Below are 23055 nucleotides of genomic sequence, written 5' to 3'. Positions count from 1 at the left end.
GATTACTTGGCCTCCGCTTCAAAGTTGATTTCCTGGCCGGGCTTCAGGCAGACGTACGCCTTCTTCACGTCCTTGCGCTTGCCCATGAAGCGGCCAAAGCGCTTGGCTTTGCCCTTCGAGACCAGCACGTTGACGGAATTGACTTCCACCTTGAACAGCAGCTCGACTGCAGCTTTCACTTCCTGCTTCGTGGCATCGGGCGCGACTTCGAACACGACTTGCTCGTTCTTGTCGGCCACCAGCGTCGCCTTTTCGGAGATCACCGGCGCGAGCAGGACCTGCATCAAACGATGATCGTTCTTGCGAATCTCGCTCATGACAGCAACTCCTCGATCTGGGCGACCGCAGCCTTCGTGATCAGGATCTTCTTGAAGTAGATCAGCGACAGCGGGTCGGCGTAACGCGGCTCGACAACTGCCACATGGGCGAGGTTGCGCGACGCGAGGTACAGGTTTTCGTCAACCGTGTCGGTAATCACCAGCACGGAGTCGAGACCCATCGCCTTGAATTTTTCGGCCAGCAGCTTCGTCTTCGGCGCTTCGAGCGTCAACTCGTCGACCACCGAGATGCGGCCTTCGCGGGCCAGCTGCGAGAAGATCGAGCAGAGACCTGCGCGATGCATCTTCTTGTTGACCTTGTGCGAAAAGTTTTCTTCCGGCGAATTCGGGAAGATCCGGCCACCGCCGCGCCACAACGGGCTCGACGACATACCGGCACGGGCACGGCCCGTACCCTTCTGGCGCCACGGCTTCTTGGTCGTGTGCTTGACTTGCTCACGATCCTTCTGCGCGCGGTTGCCGCTACGGGCATTCGCCTGGTACGCAACCACTACCTGGTGAATCAGGGCTTCGTTGTAATCGCGGCCGAACACGACATCCGACGCGCTAACGCCTGCACCTTCCTGACCATTGGCATTCAGGAGCTTAAGTTCCATTATTTCGCTCCTTTCACGGCACGCGTCTTCACGGCCGGCGTAACGAATACCTTGCCACCCTTCGCACCCGGAACGGCGCCCTTGACCAGCAACAGCTTGCGGTCAGCGTCGATACGAGCGATTTCGAGGTTTTGCACGGTTACCGTATCGTCACCCATGTGACCGGTCATGCGCTTACCCGGGAAAACACGACCCGGATCCTGCGCCATACCGATCGAGCCCGGCACGTTGTGCGAGCGCGAGTTACCGTGCGATGCACGGCCAGATGCGAAGTTGTAACGCTTGATGGTACCGGCGTAGCCCTTACCAATCGACACGCCTTGCACGTCGACCTTCTGGCCTACTTCGAACAGGTCGGGGCCGACCACGGTGCCGTTCGACAACTCGGCAGCCTTGGCAGCATCAATCTGGAATTCTTTGAGGATTTCACCGGCTTGAACACCGGCTTTGGCGAGATGACCGGCCAACGGCTTCGTCACACGCGATGCACGGCGCGTACCGAATGCAACCTGCACGGCCGTGTAGCCGTCGGTTTCAACAGTCTTGATCTGCGTCACGCGGTTGTCGGACACGTCCAGCACGGTAACGGGAATCGAATCCCCTTCTGCCGTGAAGATACGGGTCATGCCAACCTTGCGACCTACGAGTCCAAGGCTCATCGTTTTCTCCATTCCCGACTGCGATTGGTCGGGGCTAATTTACAAAATGCCGGTGCCGTTTCGGGCATGAATTCATGCTGCAGCACACCGACTTTTTTGCGCCAATGCGCGAAAAGCCTTGCATTATAGCGAGGCTTTTCGTTTTCCGCAAGCAATCAATGACTTAGCGATGTCCGGCGGACCGGATAACCGCTGGAAGCCTTATTGCAGCTTGATTTCCACGTCCACGCCAGCCGGCAGATCGAGCTTCATCAGTGCGTCAACGGTCTTGTCCGTCGGATCGACGATGTCCATCAGACGTTGGTGCGTACGGATTTCGAGCTGATCGCGCGAGGTCTTGTTGACGTGCGGCGAACGCAGGATGTCGAAGCGTTGAATGCGGGTCGGCAGGGGCACCGGACCACGAACGATTGCGCCAGTCCGCTTTGCCGTGTCGACGATTTCAGCTGCCGATTGATCGATCAGACGATAGTCGAAAGCCTTCAGGCGAATGCGGATTTTCTGGTTCTGCATGACAATTCCTTGGAAAAGAGCGAGGCGGTATTGCACCGCCAGACAATAAAAGAACGTAGAGCCGGGCGCCCGCTGAGGGCCGGCGCCCGGCTCCGGGCACCACTTACAGCAAATACGTCAATCCGCGATTTTACTCGAGAATCTTGGCAACCACACCTGCGCCGACCGTACGGCCGCCTTCGCGGATTGCGAAACGCAGACCTTCTTCCATCGCGATCGGGTTGATCAGCTTCACCGTGATCGACACGTTGTCGCCCGGCATGACCATTTCCTTGTCCTTCGGCAACTCGATCGAGCCCGTCACGTCCGTCGTACGGAAGTAGAACTGCGGACGATAGTTGTTGAAGAACGGCGTGTGACGACCACCTTCGTCCTTGCTCAGCACATACACTTCAGCCGTGAAGTGCGTATGCGGGTTGATCGAACCCGGCTTCGCCAATACCTGGCCACGCTCCACGTCTTCACGCTTCGTGCCGCGCAGCAGGATACCCACGTTGTCGCCTGCCTGACCCTGGTCCAGCAGCTTGCGGAACATTTCCACGCCCGTGCAGGTCGTCTTCACCGTCGGCTTGATACCGACAATTTCGATTTCCTCGCCGACCTTCACGACGCCGCGCTCAACGCGACCCGTCACCACCGTGCCGCGACCCGAGATCGAGAACACGTCTTCCACCGGCATCAGGAACGCGCCGTCAACTGCGCGCTCCGGCGTCGGGATGTACGTGTCCAGCGCGTCGGCCAGATTCATGATCGCCACTTCGCCCAGCTCGCCCTTGTCGCCTTCCAGCGCCAGCTTGGCCGAACCCTTGATGATCGGCGTGTCGTCGCCCGGGAAGTCGTACTTCGACAGAAGTTCGCGAACTTCCATCTCGACCAGTTCCAGCAGCTCAGCGTCGTCCACCATGTCGCACTTGTTCAGGAACACGATGATGTACGGCACGCCAACCTGACGCGCCAGCAGGATGTGCTCACGCGTTTGCGGCATCGGGCCGTCTGCGGCCGAGCACACCAGGATCGCGCCGTCCATCTGCGCTGCGCCCGTGATCATGTTCTTCACATAGTCAGCGTGGCCCGGGCAGTCGACGTGTGCGTAGTGGCGGTTAGCCGTTTCGTACTCGACGTGTGCCGTGTTGATCGTGATGCCACGCGCCTTTTCTTCCGGCGCCGCGTCGATCTGGTCGTATGCCTTCGCTTCGCCGCCAAACTTCTGCGTCAGAACCGTCGTGATCGCTGCCGTCAGCGTGGTCTTGCCGTGGTCAACGTGACCGATCGTGCCGACGTTCACGTGCGGCTTGGTCCGTTCGAATTTACCTTTAGCCATGTTTCTCTTCTTTCAAAAAGTTAATCGTTGAATGACTTGCCGCGCGATTACTTCGACTTCGCGTTGATGATCGCTTCGGACACGTTACGCGGTGCTTCGGAGTAGTGCTTGAACTCCATCGTGTACGTTGCACGACCTTGGGTCAGCGAACGCAGCGACGTCGAGTAGCCGAACATTTCCGACAGCGGGACTTCGGCGCGAACGATCTTGCCGCCGCCAACCATGTCGTCCATGCCCTGAACGATACCGCGACGACCCGACAGGTCGCCCATCACGTTGCCCATGTAATCTTCAGGCGTTTCGACTTCCACAGCCATCATCGGCTCGAGGATGACCGGTTGAGCCTTGCGCATTGCTTCCTTGAACGCCATCGAACCGGCCATGCGGAACGCATTTTCGTTCGAGTCAACGTCGTGGTACGAACCGAACGTCAGGTGAACCTTGACGTCGACGACCGGGAAGCCTGCCAGCACGCCTGCCTTCAGCGTTTCCTGGATACCCTTGTCCACCGCCGGGATGTATTCGCGCGGAATCACACCGCCCTTGATCTCGTCGAGGAACTCGTAGCCCTTGCCTTGCTCATTCGGCTCGAGCGTGATGACCGCGTGACCGTACTGGCCGCGACCACCCGACTGCTTGACGAACTTGCCGTCAACGTCTTCCGCCTTGCCGCGAATCGTTTCGCGGTAAGCAACCTGCGGCTTGCCGACGGTCGCTTCCACGCCGAATTCGCGCTTCATACGATCAACCAGAATTTCCAGGTGGAGCTCGCCCATGCCCGAAATAATGGTTTGGCCCGATTCTTCGTCCGTTTGAACGCGGAACGACGGATCTTCCTGTGCCAGACGGTTCAGCGCCAGACCCATCTTTTCCTGGTCAGGCTTCGTCTTCGGCTCAACAGCCTGCGAAATCACCGGCTCCGGGAAAATCATGCGTTCGAGCACGATCGGGCTTTGCGGATCGCACAGCGTGTCGCCGGTCGTTGCGTCTTTCAGGCCGACTGCAGCAGCGATGTCGCCTGCGCGGACTTCCTTGATTTCTTCGCGCTGGTTCGCGTGCATCTGCAGAATACGACCCAGACGTTCCTTCTTGTCCTTGGTCGCGTTCAGCACGGTGTCGCCGGAATTCACAACGCCCGAGTACACGCGGAAGAAGATCAGCTGGCCGACGAACGGGTCGGTCATGATCTTGAATGCCAGTGCCGAGAACTTTTCGTCGTCGGCAGCGCGGCGCTCGCCCTTTTCACCGTTTTCCAGCTCGCCGGTAACCGGCGGGATGTCGACCGGCGACGGCAGGAAGTCGAGCACGGCGTCCAGCATACGTTGCACGCCCTTGTTCTTGAACGCGGTACCGCACAGCATCGGCTGGATTTCGCAAGCGATCGTACGGTCGCGCAGACCCTTAACGATTTCCGCTTCCGTCAGCTCGCCCTCTTCGAGGTACTTGTTCATCAGGTCTTCGCTCGACTCAGCAGCCGCTTCGACCATCTTTTCGCGCCACTCGTTGCACGAATCGAGCAATTCCGCCGGGATCTCTTCGTACGAGAACTTCGTGCCTTGCGACGCGTCGTCCCAAATGATCGCTTTCATCTTCAGCAGATCGACGACGCCCGTGAAGTTTTCTTCCGCACCGATAGGCACCACGACCGGAACCGGGTTCGCCTTCAGACGCAGCTTGAGCTGGTCGTAAACCTTGAAGAAGTTCGCGCCGGTACGGTCCATCTTGTTGATGAACGCGAGACGGGGAACCTTGTACTTGTTAGCCTGACGCCACACGGTTTCCGACTGGGGCTGAACGCCGCCCACAGCGCAGTAGACCATGCACGCGCCGTCGAGCACGCGCATCGAGCGCTCAACTTCAATCGTGAAGTCGACGTGGCCCGGGGTGTCGATGATGTTGATGCGGTGCTCAGCGCGGTCGCCGGCCATGCCTTTCCAGAACGCCGTGGTAGCAGCGGACGTGATCGTGATGCCGCGTTCCTGCTCCTGCTCCATCCAGTCCATGGTGGCAGCGCCGTCGTGAACTTCACCAATCTTGTGGTTCACGCCGGTGTAGAACAAGATGCGCTCGGTCGTCGTCGTTTTGCCGGCGTCGATGTGAGCGCTAATACCGATGTTACGGTAGCGCTCGATAGGTGTCTTGCGAGCCACTTTGATCCTCTATTGGGATGACGCGATGCGAGAAAATGCCCATCGCGCTGTAACACAAACGGGCGAGGCGCTTTGTAAGCGCACCCGCCCGGAATTTCTTTCCGTTTTTTCTGCTAAACCCGGGTTCGGGAAGCTTAGAAACGGAAGTGCGAGAACGCCTTGTTGGCTTCTGCCATCCGGTGAACTTCGTCGCGCTTCTTCATTGCGCCGCCACGGCCTTCGGCCGCTTCGGAGAGTTCACCTGCCAGACGCAGGGCCATCGACTTCTCGCTGCGCTTCTTCGCGGCTTCACGCAGCCAACGCATCGCCAATGCCATACGACGCGACGGGCGCACTTCGACCGGAACCTGATAGTTCGCACCACCAACGCGGCGGCTCTTCACTTCGACCACCGGCTTGACGTTGTTGAGCGCTACCGTGAACACTTCCAGCGGGTCCTTGCCACCCTTGGTCTGGATCTGTTCGAAAGCGCCGTACACGATACGCTCGGCAACCGACTTCTTGCCAGAGAGCATCAGCACGTTCATGAACTTAGCTACATCAACGTTACCGAACTTCGGATCCGGCAACACTTCCCGCTTGGGGACTTCGCGACGACGCGGCATGTTTCTTCCTTTAACTTTTCAGTTGGAGCTATTTTTAGCCCCGCGGCCACCAACTAACCCGATTCATCTCTAACGACTTACCAGCCTGGTCGGGTGACCACTTACTCGACAGCGCCGGCGATTCCGGCACCACCGCTATTACCGCCCTTGCAGGCGACGTGAAACTACTGACCGGCTAGTTACTTGCCAGCCTTGGCACGCTTCGCACCGTACTTCGAGCGAGCCTGCTTACGATCCTTGACGCCCTGGGTATCCAGCGAGCCGCGAACCATGTGGTAACGCACACCCGGCAAGTCCTTCACACGGCCGCCGCGAATCAGCACGACCGAGTGTTCCTGCAGGTTGTGGCCTTCACCACCGATGTACGAAATCACTTCGAAGCCGTTCGTCAGGCGCACCTTCGCAACCTTACGGAGTGCCGAGTTCGGCTTCTTCGGCGTCGTGGTGTACACACGGGTGCACACGCCGCGACGCTGGGGGCAGTCCTGCAAAGCCGGGCTCTTGCTCTTCGTCGTTTCCGACGCGCGGCCTTTGCGAACCAGTTGATTGATGGTTGGCATTGTTTATTCCTGAAATTGAACAAAATCGACGCATCTGTTTCCGGGCAAAGCAGAAACGATTGCGCATCGAACTTCCGGACCGGTAGTCGGCGTACGAATCGACTTCGCGCGCAGGCATTCCAAGAACCGGAACCTAGCATAATATTCCGAAAATACTAAGGGCGTCAACAGGTTGCGATGTTTCGCATCCCTGCCGACCCGCTCAGGCACTCGCTGAGCGCTCAGTCGGCGGCGACGACTTCCAGCAATTCGTCGCCGAAACGGTCGAGTTTGCGCGCGCCCATACCCGGAATACCGCGCAAATCCTCGATCGAATCGGGGCCGTTGCGAGCAATTTCCGCCAAGGTCGCGTCGTGGAATATCACATATGCCGGCACGCCGTCGCTCTTGGCCGTTTCGGTGCGCCACGCGCGCAGACGCTCCCAGCGCGCGCGTTCACGCGGGCCCATGCCGATCGTCGGGTCGGCGCGCTCGCTGGTGCGGCCGGACGATTGACGCGTGCGCGTCGGCTTCACATAACGGCGCATCGTGACGTTCTGCCCGCCCTTGAGGACCGGCTTGCTTGCCTCGGTCAGGACCAGTGAGCCGAAGCCTTCGTGGTCGACCGTTAGATAGCCGAATGCGACCAGTTGGCGAAATACCGCGCGCCACTCCGGCTCGCCTAGCGCCGAGCCAATGCCGAACGTAGTCAGTTTCTCGTGACCGCGCTGCACGATTTTCTCGCTGCTGTTGCCACGCAGAATGTCGATCAGATGGCCGGCGCCGAAATGAAAGCCGCTCGCCCGCTGGGCGCGGAACACGCACGATAGCGCCATCTGCGCCTCGCGCGTCGCATCCCATGTGTCCGGCGGTTCAATGCAGTTGTCACAGTTGCCGCAAGGTTTGCTCGATTCGCCGAAATACGCGAGCAGTCGCACACGCCGGCAGGTCGCCGCTTCGCACAGTCCCAGCAGCGCATCCAGCTTGCCCGTTTGTACGCGTTTGTGCGCGTCGTCGGCGTCGGATTCGTCGATCATCTTGCGCTGCTGCACGACGTCGCCGAGACCGTAGGCCATCCACGCGTTCGCCGGCATGCCGTCGCGGCCCGCGCGGCCCGTTTCCTGGTAATAGCCCTCGACGCTCTTCGGCAAGTCGAGGTGAGCGACGAAGCGTACGTCCGGTTTGTCGATGCCCATGCCGAACGCGATCGTCGCGCACATCACGATCCCTTCCTCGCGCTGAAACATCTCCTGATGCTTCTGGCGGATTTCGAACTCCATCCCGGCGTGGTACGGCAGCGCGCGCATGCCTTTTTCCTTCAGCCACTCCGCCGTCTCTTCGACCTTGCGACGCGACAAGCAATAGACCACGCCGGCGTCGGTCGTGCCGTCCGGCTTCGAATGCTCGGCGCGGATGAAGTCCAGCAATTGCGTACGCGCGTTGTCTTTTTCGACGATGCGATAGCGGATGTTCGGCCGGTCGAAGCTCGACACGAAAATGCGCGCGTCATCCAACGCGAGGCGGTGGATGATCTCATCGCGCGTGATGGCATCCGCGGTGGCCGTGAGCGCGATTCGCGGCACGTTCGGAAAGCGCTCGTGCAGCACAGATAGCTGAATGTATTCCGGCCGGAAATCGTGCCCCCATTGCGACACGCAATGGGCCTCGTCGATGGCGAACAAGCCAATGCGCGTGCGTTCCAGCAGTTCCTGAAAACGGGGCGTCATCAACCTCTCCGGCGCCACGTAGAGCAGATCGATATCACCGTCGCGCAACGCGCGCTCCGTTGCCATCGCCTCGGCGCTCGACAGCGTCGAATTCAGATACGCCGCGCGTACGCCCACTTCGGTGAGCGCGGCGACCTGATCCTGCATCAGCGCGATCAGCGGAGAAACGACGATGCCCGTGCCGAAACCGCCTTCGCGGCGCACCAGCGACGGAATCTGATAGCAGAGGGACTTGCCGCCGCCCGTCGGCATCAACACGAGGCAATCGCCGCCGCCGGCGACGTGCTCGACAATTTCGCCCTGCTGCCCTCTGAACGCGGGGTAACCGAAGACTTCGTTGAGGATTTCGAGGGGACGGGACATGATTTGAGAGAAGCAGCGTGATGCCGGTGACACGAATTTTACCAACGCATTCGTGCTGCGCCCGCGCTTTGATGCAGCGTTAGCCATTTGGCCTACTAGTCCGCAAAAAAGTGCAAAAAGAAAAGCGCATAAAAAAAAGCCGCTCAGTTGAAACTGAGCGGCTTCGCTGGCTGGTCAGCCCCAAGCGGCTTGCGCCGCCAGGACTTACTCGCCTGAGTGCTGCTGTTCGGCGGCCGGGGTTTCCGGCGTACCGAATTCGAACGACTCTTCCGCTGCGATCTGATCGAAACGCTCGCGGTCGGACAGTTCCTTGCTCTTGCGTGCCTTGTGGAACGCGAGACCCGTACCGGCCGGAATCAGACGGCCGACGATCACGTTTTCCTTCAGACCACGCAGGTCGTCGCGCTTGCCCATGATCGCCGCTTCGGTCAGCACGCGGGTCGTTTCCTGGAACGACGCCGCCGAGATGAACGAATCGGTCGACAACGAGGCCTTCGTGATACCGAGCAAGACGTTTTCGTACGTTGCCGGACGCTTGTCTTCCGCGATCATACGGTCGTTCTCGTCGAGCATATCCGACCGCTCGACCTGTTCGCCCGGGATGAAACGCGTATCGCCGTTGTCCGTAATCTGCACGCGGCGCAGCATCTGACGAACAATCACTTCAATGTGCTTGTCGTTGATCTTCACGCCTTGCAGACGGTACACGTCCTGCACTTCGTCCACGATGTAACGCGACAGCGCTTCGACGCCCTGCAAACGCAGAATGTCGTGCGGATCCGCCGGCCCGTCGACGATCATTTCGCCCTTGTTGACGACTTGACCATCGTGCACCAGAACCTGCTTTTCCTTCGCGATCAGGAACTCGTGCTGGTTGCCCTCGAGGTCCGTGATAACGAGACGCTGCTTGCCCTTCGTGTCCTTACCGAACGACGTCGTACCCGTGACTTCCGCCAGGATACCTGCGTCCTTCGGCGAACGTGCTTCGAACAGTTCCGCCACACGTGGCAGACCGCCGGTAATGTCACGCGTCTTCTGCGATTCAGTCGGGATACGTGCGAGCACTTCACCGACCTGCACTTGCTGACCGTCCTTCACGGTGATCAGAGCGCCGACCTGGAAGCCGATCTGCACCGAGTGCTCGGTGTTCGGGATCTTGACTTCTTCGCCGTTCGCATCGAGCAGCTTGACCTGCGGACGCACCGTCTTCGACGCTTGCGAACCACGACGCTTCACGTCGATCACGACCAGCGTGGACAGACCCGTCACGTCGTCGATCTGCTTGGCAACCGTCACGCCTTCTTCGACGTTTTCGAACTTCACCGTGCCACCGTACTCGGTGATGATCGGACGCGTCATCGGATCCCACGTTGCCAGTTGCGTGCCGGCCTTGATCTGCGCGCCGTCCAGTTGCAACAGCGTCGCGCCGTACGGCACCTTGTGACGTTCGCGCTCGCGACCGTGGTCGTCGGTGATCATCGCTTCGCCCGAACGCGAGATGACGATCTGCTCGCCCTTCGCGTTGGTGACGTAACGCATCGTTGCCGTGAAACGCACCGTGCCGTTCGACTTCGCTTCAACCGACGAAGCCACTGCCGCACGCGATGCCGCGCCACCGATGTGGAACGTACGCATCGTGAGCTGCGTGCCCGGTTCACCGATCGACTGCGCAGCGATCACGCCGACTGCTTCACCAACGTTGACCGACGAGCCGCGGCCCAGGTCGCGGCCGTAGCAGGCTGCGCACAGACCGTAACGCGTCTCGCAAGTCAGCGGCGTACGCACGCGCACTTCGTCGATGCCGAGGCGTTCGATTTCTTCGACCGCGTCTTCGTCGAGCAACGTGCCCGTTTCGTACAGCGTTTCCTGCGATTCCGGATTGACGACGTCAGCCACCGTCACGCGACCGAGAATACGGTCACGCAGCGCTTCGACGACTTCACCGCCTTCGACCAACGCCTTCATGGCGACGCCGTTGGACGTACCGCAATCGTCCTCGACCACCACCAAATCTTGCGTCACGTCGACGAGACGACGCGTCAGGTAACCCGAGTTTGCCGTCTTCAGTGCCGTATCAGCCAGACCCTTACGTGCGCCGTGGGTCGAGATGAAGTACTGCAACACGTTCAGGCCTTCACGGAAGTTCGCCGTAATCGGCGTCTCGATGATCGAGCCGTCCGGCTTCGCCATCAGGCCACGCATACCGGCCAGCTGACGAATCTGAACCGCGGAACCACGAGCACCCGAGTCCGCCATCATGTAAATCGAGTTGAACGATTCCTGACGCGTTTCGTTGCCGTCGCGATCCGTGACCGGTTCCGTCGACAGCTGCTCCATCATCGCCTTGCCGACCGCTTCCGACGTTGCCGACCAGATGTCGACCACGTTGTTGTAGCGCTCTTGCGACGTGACGAGGCCCGACATGTACTGACGGTCGTATTCCTTCACCTTCTTCGCGGCGTCGCCGACGATGGTTTCCTTCTGCGGCGGCACGAGCATGTCGTCGACGCAGATCGAGATACCAGCGCGCGTTGCCAGACGGAAACCCGACTGCATCAACTGGTCGGCGAAAATCACCGTTTCACGCAGACCGCACTTGCGGAATGCGGTGTTGATGAGGCGCGAGATTTCCTTCTTCTTCAGCGGCTTGTTGAGCACCGAGAACGGCAGGCCCGGCGGAAGGATTTCCGACAGGATTGCGCGGCCGACTGTGGTCGGGTACAGCGTGATCTTCGGCACGAACGCCGGCGCACCTTCCGACTTGTCTTCGTTATGGACCATTTCGGTGATCCGCACGTTGACGCGCGAGGCGAGCTCGACTTCCTTGTTCTCGTACGCACGCAGCGCTTCCGAGACGCCCGTGAACGTCAGGCCTTCGCCCTTGCCGTTCACTGCTTCACGAGTCGCGTAGTACAAACCGAGCACGATATCCTGCGACGGCACGATCGACGGATCGCCGTTGGCCGGGAACAGGACGTTGTTCGACGCCAGCATCAGCGTGCGCGCTTCCATCTGCGCTTCCAGCGACAGCGGCACGTGAACAGCCATCTGGTCACCGTCGAAGTCGGCGTTGAACGCCGCGCAAACGAGCGGGTGCAGCTGGATTGCCTTACCTTCGATCAGCACCGGCTCGAAAGCCTGAATGCCAAGACGGTGCAGCGTCGGCGCACGGTTCAGCATGACCGGATGTTCGCGAATGACTTCTTCGAGAATGTCCCACACCACCGGCGTCTGGTTCTCGACTTCCTTCTTCGCAGCCTTGATGGTGGTAGCGACACCCATCACTTCCAGCTTGTTGAAGATGAACGGCTTGAACAGTTCAAGCGCCATCAGCTTCGGCAGACCGCACTGATGCAGCTTGAGCGTCGGGCCGACCACGATCACTGAACGGCCCGAGTAGTCAACGCGCTTACCGAGCAAGTTCTGACGGAAACGACCGCCCTTACCCTTGATCATGTCAGCGAGCGACTTCAGCGGACGCTTGTTCGCGCCGGTCATGGCCTTACCGCGACGACCGTTGTCGAGCAGCGAATCGACGGCTTCCTGCAGCATCCGCTTTTCGTTGCGGACGATGATTTCAGGCGCCTTCAGTTCGAGCAGACGCTTCAACCGGTTGTTACGGTTGATCACGCGCCGATACAGGTCGTTCAGGTCCGACGTCGCGAAACGGCCGCCGTCCAGCGGCACCAGCGGACGCAGTTCCGGCGGCAGCACCGGCAACACTTCGAGCACCATCCAGTCAGGCTTGATGCCCGAACGCTGGAAAGCCTCGAGCACCTTCAGGCGCTTCGCGTACTTCTTGATCTTCGCTTCCGAACCCGTGTTCTTGAGTTCGGTGCGCAGCATCTCGACCTGTTCGTCGATGTTGATCGCGCGCAGCAGTTCGCGCACGCCTTCCGCGCCCATTTCAGCGCGGAATTCGTCACCGTACTCTTCGACCTTGTTGTAGTAATCCTCTTCCGTCATGATCTGCCGCGCTTTCAGCGGCGTCATGCCCGGATCGATCACCACATATGCTTCGAAGTACAGCACGCGTTCGATGTCGCGCAGCGTCATGTCGAGCACCATGCCCAGACGCGACGGCAGCGACTTCAGGAACCAGATGTGCGCAACCGGCGAGGCCAGTTCAATGTGGCCCATCCGTTCGCGACGCACCTTCGCCAGCGTCACTTCGACGCCGCACTTCTCGCAGATCACGCCACGGTGCTTCAGGCGCTTGTACTTGCCGCACAGGCATTCGTAGTCTTTGATCGGCCCGAAGATCTTCGCGCAGAACAAACCATCGCGTTCCGGCTTGAACGTCCGGTAGTTGATGGTTTCCGGCTTCTTGACTTCACCGAACGACCACGAACGGATCTTGTCCGGCGAAGCCAGACCGATCTTGATCGCGTCAAAAACTTCAGGCTGTTGGACTTGCTTGAATAGATCGAGCAGAGCTTTCATTGCTTTCTCTCCGTAGTCCGATTAGTTGCGGTCGAGGTCGATGTCGATACCGAGCGAGCGGATTTCCTTCACCAACACGTTGAAGGATTCCGGCATGCCGGCGTCGATCACGTGATCGCCCTTGACCAGGTTTTCATAAACCTTGGTCCGGCCTGTCACGTCGTCCGACTTCACCGTCAGCATTTCCTGCAGCACGTACGATGCGCCGTACGCTTCGAGCGCCCACACTTCCATTTCACCGAAACGCTGGCCACCGAACTGCGCCTTACCGCCCAACGGCTGCTGCGTCACGAGCGAGTACGGGCCCGTGGAACGCGCGTGCATCTTGTCGTCGACCAAGTGGTGCAGCTTCAGGTAGTGCATGTAGCCGACCGTCACCGTACGTTCGAACATCTCGCCCGTGCGGCCGTCGTACAGACGCACCTGATTCTTCGACGGCGTCATGCCGAGGTTCTTCGCGATGTCGTCCGGGAATGCCAGATCCAGCGCGCGCGACATTTCTTCTTCCGTCGCACCGTCGAACACCGGCGTGGCAAACGGCACGCCTTCGCGCAGGTTCTTCGCCAGTTCGACGATCTCGTCGTCCGTGAAGCTGTCCAGCTCTTCGGCGCGGCCCGACTCGTTGTAGATCTTGGTCAGGAATTCGCGCAGTTCTTCGATCTTCGCCTGACGCTGCAGCATTTCGCCGATACGCCAGCCGAGACCCTTCGCGGCCCAACCCAGATGCACTTCGAGAACCTGACCCACGTTCATCCGCGACGGCACGCCGAGCGGGTTCAGAACGACGTCAGCCGGACGGCCGTCGGCCATGTACGGCATGTCTTCGATCGGAACGATCTTGGACACCACACCCTTGTTACCGTGACGGCCCGCCATCTTGTCGCCAGGCTGCAGGCGGCGCTTGACTGCCAGGTAAACCTTGACCATCTTCAACACGCCCGGCGGCAGTTCGTCGCCTTGCGTGAGCTTCTTGCGTTTTTCTTCGAACGCCAGATCGAACTGGTGACGTTTCTGTTCGATCGAGTCCTTGATAGCTTCGAGCTGGGCCGCTGCTTCTTCGTCCGCGAGGCGGATGTCGAACCAGTGGTAGTGATCCAGATCTTCCAGGTAAGCCTGTTCGATCTTCGTGCCCTTCGCGAGCTTCTTCGGACCGCCGTTCGCGACCTTGCCGGTCAGCATACGTGCGAGACGCTGGAAGGCGTCGCCTTCCACGATACGCAGCTGGTCGTTCAGGTCGAGGCGATAGCGCTTCAGTTCATCGTCGATGATCTGTTGCGCACGCTTGTCGCGCTGAATGCCTTCACGCGTGAACACTTGGACGTCGATCACCGTGCCGCTCATGCCCGACGGCACGCGCAGCGACGTGTCCTTCACGTCCGAAGCCTTCTCGCCGAAGATCGCGCGCAGCAGCTTTTCTTCCGGCGTCAGCTGGGTTTCGCCCTTAGGCGTGACCTTGCCGACCAGCACGTCGCCTGCTTCGACTTCAGCGCCGATGTAGACGATGCCCGACTCGTCGAGACGGCCGAGCTGCACTTCAGCCAGGTTCGAGATGTCGCGCGTGATTTCTTCCGGTCCGAGCTTCGTATCGCGAGCAACGACGTTCAGTTCTTCGATGTGGATCGACGTGTAACGGTCGTCAGCAACCACCTTCTCCGAGATCAAAATCGAGTCTTCGAAGTTGTAGCCGTTCCACGGCATGAACGCGACCAGCATGTTCTGGCCGAGAGCCAGTTCGCCGAGGTCGGTCGATGCACCGTCAGCCAGCACGTCGCCACGCGACACGATGTCGCCGACCTTCACGATCGGGCGCTGGTTGATGTTCGTGTTCTGGTTCGAACGCGTGTACTTGATCAGGTTGTAGATGTCCACGCCGACGTCGCCAGCAACGGCTTCATCGTCGTTCACGCGGATCACCATACGGCCTGCGTCGACGTAATCGACCACACCGCCGCGGAATGCCTGAACCGTCGTACCCGAGTCGACTGCCACCGTGCGCTCGATACCCGTACCGACCACGGCCTTTTCAGGACGCAGACACGGCACAGCCTGACGCTGCATGTTCGAACCCATCAATGCGCGGTTCGCGTCATCGTGCTCGAGGAACGGAATCAGCGATGCTGCCACCGACACGATCTGCGACGGCGCCACGTCCATGTACTGGATGCGGTCCGGCGTGACCATCAGCGTTTCGCCTGCTTCACGCGACGACACCAGTTCGTCGGTCAGCGAGCCGTCAGCAGCAACCGCCGCGTTCGCCTGAGCGATCACGTAACGGCCTTCTTCGATCGCCGACAGGTAGTCGATCTGATCGGTCACCTTGCTGTCCACGACCTTGCGATACGGCGTTTCGAGGAAGCCGTATTCGTTCAGGTGCGCATACAGAGCGAGCGAGTTGATCAGGCCGATGTTCGGACCTTCCGGCGTTTCAATCGGGCAAACGCGACCGTAGTGAGTCGGGTGCACGTCGCGGACTTCAAAGCCAGCGCGCTCACGCGTCAAACCGCCCGGGCCAAGAGCCGAAACACGGCGCTTGTGGGTGATTTCCGACAGCGGGTTCGTTTGGTCCATGAACTGCGACAGCTGCGACGAACCGAAGAACTCGCGAATCGCCGACGAAATCGGCTTCGAGTTGATCAGGTCGTGCGGCATCAGGTTTTCGCTTTCGGCCTGGCCGAGGCGTTCCTTCACAGCACGTTCGACACGCACGAGACCTGCGCGGAACTGGTTTTCCGCCAGTTCGCCGACGCAACGCACACGACGATTGCCCAAGTGGTCGATGTCGTCCACTTCGCCCTTGCCGTTACGCAGCTCGACCAGGATCTTGATCGTGGCGAGGATGTCGTCGTCTTGCAGCGTCATCGGGCCGACGATTTCGTCGCGGCCGACACGGCGATTGAACTTCATACGACCCACCTTCGAAAGGTCGTATGCGTCTTCGCTGTAGAACAGACGGTTGAACAGCGCCTCGACCGCTTCTTCGGTCGGCGGTTCGCCCGGACGCATCATGCGGTAGATCGCGATGCGCGCGGCCATCTTGTCCGCGGTTTCGTCGATACGCAGCGTCGACGAAATGTACGGACCTTGATCCAGATCGTTCGTGTAGAGCGTCTGGATGTCTTTGATCTTCGACTCGCGCAGCTTCTCGAGGACGGTTTCCGTGATTTCGTCGTTCGCGTTGGCGATGACTTCACCGGTGTCGCCGTCGACGACGTTCTTCGCCAGCACGCGGCCGAGCAGATAGTCTTCCGGGACCGAGATGAACTTGGTCTTGGCGTTGTCGAGGTCGCGAATGTGCTTCGCGTTGATCCGCTTGTCCTTCTGGACGATCACGTTGCCATCACGGTCCGTGATGTCGAAACGCGCGACTTCGCCACGCAGACGCTCCGGCACGAATTCCATCTGCGCGCCTTCCGGCATCAGCGTGAAATTGTCGAACACGAAGAAGTTTGCGAGGATCTGTTCCGGCGTGAGGCCGATTGCCTTCAGCAGGATCGTGACCGGCATCTTGCGGCGACGGTCGACGCGGAAGTACAGCACGTCCTTCGGGTCGAACTCGAAATCGAGCCACGAACCGCGGTAAGGAATGATACGTGCCGAGAACAGGAGCTTGCCCGAGCTGTGCGTCTTGCCCTTGTCGTGTTCGAAGAACACGCCCGGCGAACGGTGCAACTGCGAAACGATCACACGTTCCGTGCCGTTGATGACGAACGAACCTGTCGGCGTCATGAGCGGAATTTCGCCCATGTACACTTCCTGTTCCTTCACTTCCTTGACGACCGGCTTGCTCGGCGATTCCTTGTCGAGCAGCACCAGACGCACTTTCGCGCGCAGGGCCGAGCAGTACGTCAAACCGCGCTGCTGACATTCCTTGATGTTGAATGCCGGCGGCGACAGCATGTAGCTGACGAACTCTAGACGAGCGAACCCGTTATGCGAAACAATCGGAAAAACGGAGGTAAACGCAGCTTGCAGGCCTTCCGGCTTGCGTTGCGTGGACGACGTGTCTGCTTGCAGAAACGTGCTGAATGATTCAAGCTGGGTAGCCAGCAGGAAAGGTACTTGGTGAACGATGGGGCGCTTCGCAAAACTCTTGCGAATACGCTTCTTCTCGGTGAAGGAATATTGCATACGATCTCCGAATCACGGCGGGCATTGTTGTCGAGGCAGGATACCTTGATGAGACAACCCGAGTGTTCACCGACTGAGACCCGATGGCCGTCCGATGGCTTGAACGAGCCTAGAAGCTTGGTGGTTGGCCGCTACCAACCGCTGGCTGACGGCAGCGGATGCCTATGTTGCCCGCTACCCGACCAAACTTGCCTTCTGCAGTCGCTTCAGAAGACAAAGAGAAACGCCGGTCAATGTTGCCGAAAGGCGGTTTTCTTTGGCTTCTGGGGCGTCTGTTCTTGCCGAAATTAGCTGACAAAAACGTAGTCCCCACAAAGCACAAAAAGGCCGGCGGTGGAAAACCGCCAGCCTTCGCACAGCGCGCTGAAACTTACTTGATTTCAGCCTTCGCGCCGGCTTCTTCCAGCTTCTTCTTGGCTTCTTCAGCAGCAGCCTTCGGTACCGATTCCTTAACAGGCTTCGGTGCGCCGTCGACCAGGTCTTTCGCTTCCTTCAGGCCAAGACCCGTCAGTTCACGAACAGCCTTAATGACCGAAACCTTGTTCGCGCCGACTTCCGTCAGGTTGACCGTGAATTCGGTTTGCTCTTCAGCAGCAGCAGCAGCGCCGCCGCCTGCCGGGCCTGCCACTGCAACAGCAGCTGCCGACACGCCAAACTTTTCTTCGAACGCCTTGACCAGTTCGTTCAGTTCCAGAACCGACATCGAGCTTACTGCCTCGAGGATGTCTTCTTTTGCGATTGCCATTTGAAATACTCCTAAATTGAATTCGGATACAGCCAGCGATCAATCACGCTCGACTGAAGTGCATTACGCAGCGGTTTCTTCGCCTTGTTTCTTTTCTGCCAGCGCGGCCAGAGCGCGCGCAAAGCCGGAAACAGGTGCCTGCATAACGTACAACAGCTTGGAGAGCAGTTCTTCGCGGCTCGGGATGTTTGCCAGCGCTTGCACGCCAGCCTTGTCCATCACCTTGCCTTCGTAGGAACCAGCCTTGATGATCAACTTGTCATTGGTTTTGCCGAAGTCGTTGACGACCTTAGCAGCAGCAATTGCATCTTCCGAGATGCCGTAGATCAGGGGACCAGTCATCTGCTCTGCCAGCGGAGCAAACGGGGTACCTTCGACAGCGCGACGCGCCAACGTGTTTTTCAACACGCGAAGGTAAACCTGTTGCTCACGCGCTTTCGCGCGCAGCTTGGTCAGATCGCCAACCGCGATTCCACGATACTCAGCCAGAACCACGGTCTGGGCTTTCGCGACTTGCGCGGCAACCTCAGCGACGACGGCCTGCTTGCTTTCTTTGTTGAGTGGCACGGTTAACCTCCAGATTCGATACACGCGGCGTGCGCCTTGTGTATCGCGTTCAATAACGGCGTCCGACCAGTCAGGAGTATTTCGACCGCCCGACACCCGCATTGCTGCGGAGATCGACCGGCTTCATCACTACAAAACCTTTTCGGGTTCGCCATCTGCGTTGGCTTTGCATTAAGGACTCGCCCACCTGCTGCGTGCCCGCCAACGGTCTTTGACAACCGGCTGTGCCATGCAAACTGCCATTTCACAACCGCCCAAAGCCCATAAAACCGCCCCGACTTTCGCCGAGGCGATGAATTTTCTTACTGTGTTGCCAGCGATGCCTGGTCGACGCGAACGCCGACACCCATCGTGCTCGACAGCGCAACCTTGCGCAGGTAGATACCCTTGCTCGTTGCCGGTTTCGCTTTTTGCAGCGCGTCGACGAGAGCGTTCAGGTTGCTACGCAGAGCCGTCGGCTCGAACGAAGCACGGCCGATAGTGGCGTGGATGATACCGGCCTTGTCGACACGGAATTGCACCTGACCAGCCTTGGCGTTCTTGACCGCGGTCGCGACGTCCGGCGTAACCGTACCGACCTTCGGGTTCGGCATCAAGCCGCGCGGGCCGAGGATCTGACCGAGCGTACCGACGACGCGCATCGTATCCGGCGAAGCGATCACGATGTCGAAGTCCAGCTTGCCAGCCTTGACTTGTTCAGCCAGGTCTTCCATACCGACGACTTCCGCGCCGGCTGCACGGGCCTGTTCAGCCTTTTCGCCTTGTGCGAACACGGCGACGCGGACCGACTTACCGGTACCTGCCGGCAGAACGACCGAGCCACGAACCACTTGGTCCGACTTCTTCGCGTCGATGCCGAGTTGCACTGCAACGTCGATCGACTCGTCGAACTTCGCGCTTGCGCATTCCTTCACGAGCGACAGCGCTTCATCGATTGCGTACAGCTTTTGACGATCGACCTTGGCTGCAAATGCTTGCAGACGCTTTGAAAGCTTAGCCATTTACACGCCCTCCACGGTGATGCCCATCGAGCGGGCGCTACCAGCGATCGTACGAACCGCTGCGTCCAGATCAGCTGCCGTCAGATCGGGCATCTTGGTCTTGGCGATGTCTTCAGCTTGAGCGCGGGTGATCTTGCCGACCTTGTCGGTATGCGGCTTGCTCGAACCCTTGTCGATCTTCGCTGCCTTCTTGATCAGAACCGTAGCCGGCGGCGTCTTCAGAACGAACGTGAAGCTCTTGTCCGCAAACGCGGTGATCACGACCGGAATCGGCAGACCCGGTTCCAGCGCTTGAGTCTGCGCGTTGAACGCCTTGCAGAACTCCATGATGTTCAGGCCGCGTTGACCCAGTGCCGGACCAACCGGCGGCGACGGATTGGCTTTACCTGCAGGAATCTGCAGCTTGATAAAGCCGATGATTTTCTTTGCCATGTTGAAAACCTCTTTGGAACACCGCATGGGTACATGCGGGAGTTCAGTGAGTAGTAGCGCGCGTTCGCCGAAAAACTGGGTACTTACGCTCCTCAACGGCCATTACGCGGACCGTAAGCGCGAAATACGAAACGCACCGACTGGTGCGCTCCGTAGAATTTTGGATTACAGCTTTTCGACCTGGCCGAATTCCAGCTCGACCGGCGTTGCGCGGCCGAAAATCGTAACGGAAACACGGACGCGCGACTTTTCGTAGTTCACTTCTTCGACGCTGCCGTTGAAATCCGTGAACGGACCGTCCTTCACCCGCACCATCTCGCCGACTTCGAACAGGGTCTTCGGACGCGGCTTTTCCACGCCTTCCTGCATTTGCGACATGATCTTCTCGACCTCCCGTGGGGAAATCGGACTCGGACGATTACGCGCACCACCAACGAAACCCGTCACCTTTGCCGTATTTTTCACGAGGTGCCACGTCTCGTCAGTCATTTCCATCTCCACGAGCACATAGCCCGGGAAGAAACGACGCTCGGTCACCGATTTGTGACCGCCCTTCACCTCGACCACTTCTTCAGTCGGAACAAGGATTTGACCAAACTGGTCTTGCATGCCAGCACGTTCGATGCGCTCCTGAAGCGCACGTTGCACGCTCTTCTCCATGCCGGAGTAGGCGTGCACGACGTACCAACGCTTGCCGCTCGGGGATGCCGGAGTATCGCTCATATCATTTCCAACCCAGAATCACCGAGAAAATCGCCCATTCGATGGATTTATCACTAATCCAAAGAAAGATCGCCATGACGAACACGAAGCCGAACACTACGAGCGTTGTCTGGGTAGCCTCTTTGCGAGTCGGCCAAACAACCTTGCGGACTTCCTTATACGAATCTTTGGCGAAAGCGATGAAACCCTTGCCAGGCGCGGAGAGAAGACCGACTGCAACACCCGCGATCGCACCAACAGCCAAGGCAGCTCCGCGGACGTACCATTCCTGGCCGCTAAGCCAGAAGAACCCCACGAACCCGGCCAAGACCAACAATACGCCCCCGACGAGCATCAGCTTGTCGCCGGATGTATTTACAGTTTCGACGGAAGGATTCGCCATAACACCTTAAGGAAGCGCCACATACGGCGCGAGAGTTGGCAGGGGCAGAGGGAATCGAACCCCCAACCTTCGGTTTTGGAGACCGACGCTCTGCCAGTTGAGCTATACCCCTAAACCATTTGGGGTTGACGACACCGCCAACCCCGAAACTACCGATCAACGAGAACTATCTGGCGTTACTCGAGAATCTTGGCAACCACACCTGCGCCGACCGTACGGCCGCCTTCGCGGATTGCGAAACGCAGACCTTCTTCCATCGCGATCGGGTTGATCAGCTTCACCGTGATCGACACGTTGTCGCCCGGCATGACCATTTCCTTGTCCTTCGGCAACTCGATCGAGCCCGTCACGTCCGTCGTACGGAAGTAGAACTGCGGACGATAGTTGTTGAAGAACGGCGTGTGACGGCCACCTTCGTCCTTGCTCAGCACATACACTTCAGCCGTGAAGTGCGTATGCGGGTTGATCGAACCCGGCTTCGCCAGCACCTGGCCACGCTCCACGTCTTCACGCTTCGTGCCGCGCAGCAGGATACCCACGTTGTCGCCCGCCTGACCCTGGTCCAGCAGCTTGCGGAACATTTCCACGCCCGTGCAGGTCGTCTTCACCGTCGGCTTGATACCGACAATTTCGATTTCCTCGCCGACCTTCACGACGCCGCGCTCAACGCGACCCGTCACCACCGTGCCGCGACCCGAGATCGAGAACACGTCTTCCACCGGCATCAGGAACGCGCCGTCAACTGCGCGCTCCGGCGTCGGGATGTACGTGTCCAGCGCGTCGGCCAGATTCATGATCGCCACTTCGCCCAGCTCGCCCTTGTCGCCTTCCAGCGCCAGCTTGGCCGAACCCTTGATGATCGGCGTGTCGTCGCCCGGGAAGTCGTACTTCGACAGAAGTTCGCGAACTTCCATCTCGACCAGTTCCAGCAGCTCAGCGTCGTCCACCATGTCGCACTTGTTCAGGAACACGATGATGTACGGTACGCCAACCTGACGCGCCAGCAGGATGTGCTCACGCGTTTGCGGCATCGGGCCGTCTGCGGCCGAGCACACCAGGATCGCGCCGTCCATCTGCGCTGCGCCCGTGATCATGTTCTTCACATAGTCAGCGTGGCCCGGGCAGTCGACGTGTGCGTAGTGGCGGTTAGCCGTTTCGTACTCGACGTGTGCCGTGTTGATCGTGATGCCACGCGCCTTTTCTTCCGGCGCCGCATCGATCTGGTCGTACGCCTTCGCTTCGCCGCCAAACTTCTGCGTCAGAACCGTCGTGATCGCTGCCGTCAGCGTGGTCTTGCCGTGGTCAACGTGACCGATCGTGCCGACGTTCACGTGCGGCTTGGTCCGCTCAAACTTACCCTTGGCCATTTTCGACTCCTAAGAGGATTTTTCCGTACGTTGCGCCGGGCGCAAACAATCACCGAGTACTTCTGGTGCCCATGGGCAGGATCGAACTGCCGACCTCTCCCTTACCAAGGGAGTGCTCTACCACTGAGCCACATGGGCGCTACTTCTGTGTTGCTGGAGCGGGTGAAGGGAATCGAACCCTCGTCGTAAGCTTGGAAGGCTTCTGCTCTACCATTGAGCTACACCCGCAAGGATTCATGGATTCCCAACAACTGCTACAACTTGCATTCTGGTGGAGGAGGTTGGATTCGAACCAACGTAGGCGTAAGCCAACAGATTTACAGTCTGCCCCCTTTAGCCACTCGGGCACCCCTCCGCAGAGAACTGATGATTATGGGGGAACAACCGCTTGTTGTCAAGACTTGCTTGACTGCACCAAACCCAAAGCTCTCACTTATATAGTGACTGCTGCCTCCC

The 23055-nt window shown here is 59.2% G+C and carries 18 protein-coding genes and 4 tRNA genes; all 22 read right to left on the bottom strand.

Features of this window, described 5'->3' with window-relative positions:
- Nucleotides 1-2: 2 nt before the first annotated feature.
- A complete protein-coding gene (gene rplW / locus P0D96_RS29595) occupies nucleotides 3-317 on the bottom strand; it encodes a 50S ribosomal protein L23 (protein WP_007180135.1) in 315 nt (104 codons plus the stop codon).
- A complete protein-coding gene (gene rplD, locus P0D96_RS29590) occupies nucleotides 314-934 on the bottom strand; it encodes a 50S ribosomal protein L4 (protein ID WP_007180136.1) in 621 nt (206 codons plus the stop codon). Before rplD ends, rplW begins: the two co-directional genes overlap by 4 nt.
- The gene (gene rplC, locus P0D96_RS29585) at nucleotides 934-1593 is read right to left on the bottom strand and encodes a 50S ribosomal protein L3 (protein WP_007180137.1); all 660 of its coding nucleotides are present in this window, start codon (nucleotides 1591-1593) and stop codon (nucleotides 934-936) included. Before rplC ends, rplD begins: the two co-directional genes overlap by 1 nt.
- A 201-nt stretch (nucleotides 1594-1794) precedes the next feature.
- A complete protein-coding gene (gene rpsJ / locus P0D96_RS29580; protein ID WP_006998489.1) occupies nucleotides 1795-2106 on the bottom strand; it encodes a 30S ribosomal protein S10 in 312 nt (103 codons plus the stop codon).
- Nucleotides 2107-2236: 130 nt separating this feature from the next.
- Nucleotides 2237-3427: an elongation factor Tu gene (gene tuf, locus P0D96_RS29575; protein WP_012434572.1), complete on the bottom strand. Its 1191-nt coding sequence runs from the start codon at nucleotides 3425-3427 to the stop codon at nucleotides 2237-2239.
- A gap of 47 nt (nucleotides 3428-3474) precedes the next feature.
- A complete protein-coding gene (gene fusA, locus P0D96_RS29570; protein WP_408179035.1) occupies nucleotides 3475-5577 on the bottom strand; it encodes an elongation factor G in 2103 nt (700 codons plus the stop codon).
- Nucleotides 5578-5711: 134 nt separating this feature from the next.
- Nucleotides 5712-6182 carry a 30S ribosomal protein S7 gene (gene rpsG / locus P0D96_RS29565; RefSeq protein WP_006053291.1) on the bottom strand — a complete coding sequence of 157 codons (471 nt, stop codon included), beginning with the start codon at nucleotides 6180-6182 and terminating at the stop codon, nucleotides 5712-5714.
- Nucleotides 6183-6361: 179 nt separating this feature from the next.
- Nucleotides 6362-6742, bottom strand: a complete 381-nt coding sequence (gene rpsL / locus P0D96_RS29560) for a 30S ribosomal protein S12 (protein WP_006998493.1) — start codon at nucleotides 6740-6742, stop codon at nucleotides 6362-6364.
- Between the two features lie 221 nt (nucleotides 6743-6963).
- Nucleotides 6964-8811, bottom strand: coding sequence for a DNA helicase RecQ (gene recQ / locus P0D96_RS29555; protein ID WP_408179034.1), 1848 nt, complete (start codon nucleotides 8809-8811; stop codon nucleotides 6964-6966).
- A 204-nt stretch (nucleotides 8812-9015) separates the two neighbouring features.
- On the bottom strand, nucleotides 9016-13254 hold the full coding sequence (rpoC, locus tag P0D96_RS29550; protein WP_132376694.1) for a DNA-directed RNA polymerase subunit beta': 4239 nt from the start codon (nucleotides 13252-13254) through the stop codon (nucleotides 9016-9018).
- Nucleotides 13255-13275: 21 nt separating this feature from the next.
- The gene (gene rpoB / locus P0D96_RS29545; RefSeq protein ID WP_132376693.1) at nucleotides 13276-17382 is read right to left on the bottom strand and encodes a DNA-directed RNA polymerase subunit beta; all 4107 of its coding nucleotides are present in this window, start codon (nucleotides 17380-17382) and stop codon (nucleotides 13276-13278) included.
- 370 nt (nucleotides 17383-17752) lie between these two features.
- Nucleotides 17753-18127, bottom strand: coding sequence for a 50S ribosomal protein L7/L12 (gene rplL / locus P0D96_RS29540; RefSeq protein WP_011490060.1), 375 nt, complete (start codon nucleotides 18125-18127; stop codon nucleotides 17753-17755).
- A gap of 63 nt (nucleotides 18128-18190) precedes the next feature.
- On the bottom strand, nucleotides 18191-18694 hold the full coding sequence (rplJ, locus tag P0D96_RS29535; protein WP_007180144.1) for a 50S ribosomal protein L10: 504 nt from the start codon (nucleotides 18692-18694) through the stop codon (nucleotides 18191-18193).
- Nucleotides 18695-18996: 302 nt separating this feature from the next.
- A complete protein-coding gene (gene rplA, locus P0D96_RS29530; protein ID WP_408317035.1) occupies nucleotides 18997-19695 on the bottom strand; it encodes a 50S ribosomal protein L1 in 699 nt (232 codons plus the stop codon).
- Nucleotides 19696-20127: a 50S ribosomal protein L11 gene (rplK, locus tag P0D96_RS29525; protein ID WP_007180146.1), complete on the bottom strand. Its 432-nt coding sequence runs from the start codon at nucleotides 20125-20127 to the stop codon at nucleotides 19696-19698.
- A gap of 165 nt (nucleotides 20128-20292) precedes the next feature.
- Nucleotides 20293-20850: a transcription termination/antitermination protein NusG gene (nusG, locus tag P0D96_RS29520; RefSeq protein WP_007180147.1), complete on the bottom strand. Its 558-nt coding sequence runs from the start codon at nucleotides 20848-20850 to the stop codon at nucleotides 20293-20295.
- Between the two features lies 1 nt (nucleotide 20851).
- Nucleotides 20852-21232, bottom strand: a complete 381-nt coding sequence (secE, locus tag P0D96_RS29515) for a preprotein translocase subunit SecE (protein WP_132376690.1) — start codon at nucleotides 21230-21232, stop codon at nucleotides 20852-20854.
- A gap of 36 nt (nucleotides 21233-21268) precedes the next feature.
- Nucleotides 21269-21344: transfer RNA gene (locus tag P0D96_RS29510), tRNA-Trp, on the bottom strand.
- Between the two features lie 64 nt (nucleotides 21345-21408).
- Nucleotides 21409-22599, bottom strand: a complete 1191-nt coding sequence (tuf, locus tag P0D96_RS29505; protein WP_012434572.1) for an elongation factor Tu — start codon at nucleotides 22597-22599, stop codon at nucleotides 21409-21411.
- A gap of 63 nt (nucleotides 22600-22662) precedes the next feature.
- Nucleotides 22663-22737: transfer RNA gene (locus tag P0D96_RS29500), tRNA-Thr, on the bottom strand.
- Nucleotides 22738-22753: 16 nt separating this feature from the next.
- Nucleotides 22754-22827, bottom strand: a tRNA-Gly gene (locus P0D96_RS29495).
- Between the two features lie 41 nt (nucleotides 22828-22868).
- A tRNA-Tyr gene (locus P0D96_RS29490) sits at nucleotides 22869-22954 on the bottom strand.
- Nucleotides 22955-23055 lie beyond the last annotated feature (101 nt).

Origin of the sequence: Paraburkholderia sp. RL17-347-BIC-D (assembly GCF_046027915.1) — a bacterium.
In the GTDB taxonomy this organism is placed as follows: Bacteria; Pseudomonadota; Gammaproteobacteria; order Burkholderiales; family Burkholderiaceae; genus Paraburkholderia.
The sequence above is the reverse complement of the archived record's forward strand: the minus strand, read 5'-3'. Positions and strand labels throughout refer to the sequence as shown.